Origin of the sequence: Mesonia oceanica (genome assembly GCF_902499555.1) — a bacterium.
GTDB lineage: Bacteria > Bacteroidota > Bacteroidia > Flavobacteriales > Flavobacteriaceae > Mesonia > Mesonia oceanica.
Genome location: NZ_CABVMM010000045.1, coordinates 1 through 1773, shown reverse-complemented (window position 1 = coordinate 1773; position 1773 = coordinate 1). Strand labels below are relative to the sequence as shown.

General features: G+C 54.6%; 1 protein-coding gene. It reads left to right on the top strand.

Translation table 11 applies throughout. From position 1 onward, the window contains the following. Positions 1-9: 9 nt before the first annotated feature. Positions 10-1773: CLIPPER-2 domain-containing protein (locus FVB9532_RS19225; RefSeq protein WP_449405563.1), on the top strand; the 1764-nt coding region annotated here is incomplete at its 3' end.

The window sequence follows — 1773 nt, the reverse complement described above, 5'->3', positions numbered from 1 at the left end:
ACCGATACCTTGGTAAGTGTATCGGGCGGCCCACTGTCCAGCTTGGCCCCTGGTGCTGTGAACAGCAGTACCTTTACGGCGAGCTATACGATCACCCAGTCCGATGTGGACAACGGAAATGTTTCCAACCAGGCGACCGCCATAGGTAATTATACCGATGGCAACGGGAACCCACAGACCACCGAGGACCTATCGAGCAGTAGCAGCAATACCACGGACGATACGACGGTGACCCCGTTTGGTCAAAACCCGGGCATTGCGCTGATCAAGACCTCCATTTTTAATGATGCGAACGGTGATGGTTTTGCCCAAGTAGGCGAGACGATCGATTACACCTTTGAAGTGGAGAACACCGGTGATGTGACCTTGACCAATGTGACGGTCACCGATCCACTGGTAAGTATATCGGGCGGGCTTTTGGGCAGTTTTGCCCCTGGCGCAGTAGATAATACGACCTTTACGGCGACCTATACGATCACCCAGTCCGATGTGGATAATGGAAATGTTTCCAACCAGGCGACTGCCACGGGCACCTATACCGATGGCAATGGTGATGAACAGACCACCGAGGACCTATCGAGCAGCAGCAGTACCACCCAGGACGATACGACGGTGACCCCGTTCAGTCAAAACCCGGGCATTGCACTGATCAAGACAGGGACTTTCAACGATGCGAACGGTGACGGTTTTGCCCAAGTGGGCGAGACGATCGATTACACCTTTGAAGTGGAGAACACCGGTGATGTGACCTTGACCAATGTGACGGTCACCGATCCACTGGTAAGTATATCGGGCGGGCTTTTGGGCAGTTTTGCCCCTGGCGCAGTAGATAATACGACCTTTACGGCGACCTATACGATCACCCAGTCCGATGTGGATAATGGAAATGTTTCCAACCAGGCGACTGCCACGGGCACCTATACCGATGGCAATGGTGATGAACAGACCACCGAGGACCTATCGAGCAGCAGCAGTACCACCCAGGACGATACGACGGTGACCCCGTTTGGACAGAATCCGGGCATTGCGCTGATCAAGACGGGAACTTTCAATGATGATAACAACGACGGCTTTGCCCAAGTAGGCGAGACGATCGATTACAGCTTTACGGTAACCAATACGGGAGATGTGACGCTGACCAACATCACGGTCACCGATACCTTGGTAAGTGTATCGGGCGGCCCACTGTCCAGCTTGGCCCCTGGTGCTGTGAACAGCAGTACCTTTACGGCGAGCTATACGATCACCCAGGCCGATGTGGACAACGGTAGCGTTTCCAATCAGGCGACCGCCATAGGTAATTATACCGATGGCAACGGGAACCCACAGACCACCCAGGACCTATCGAGCAGTAGCAGCAATACCACGGACGATACGACGGTGACGCCGTTCACCCAAAACCCGGGCATTGCGCTGATCAAGACAGGGACCTTCAACGATGCGAACGGTGACGGTTTTGCCCAAGTTGGCGAGACGATCGATTACGCCTTTGAAGTGGAGAACACCGGTGATGTGACCTTGACCAATGTGACGGTCACCGACCCACTGGTAAGTGTATCGGGCGGGCCTTTGGCCAGTTTTGCCCCGGGAGCAGTAGATAATACGAGCTTTACGGCGAGCTATACGATCACCCAGGCCGATGTGGATAATGGAAATGTATCCAACCAGGCCACGGCCACGGGCACCTATACCGATGGCAATGGTGATGAACAGACCACCGAGGACCTATCGAGCAGCAGCAGTACCACCCAGGACGATACGACGGTGACCCCG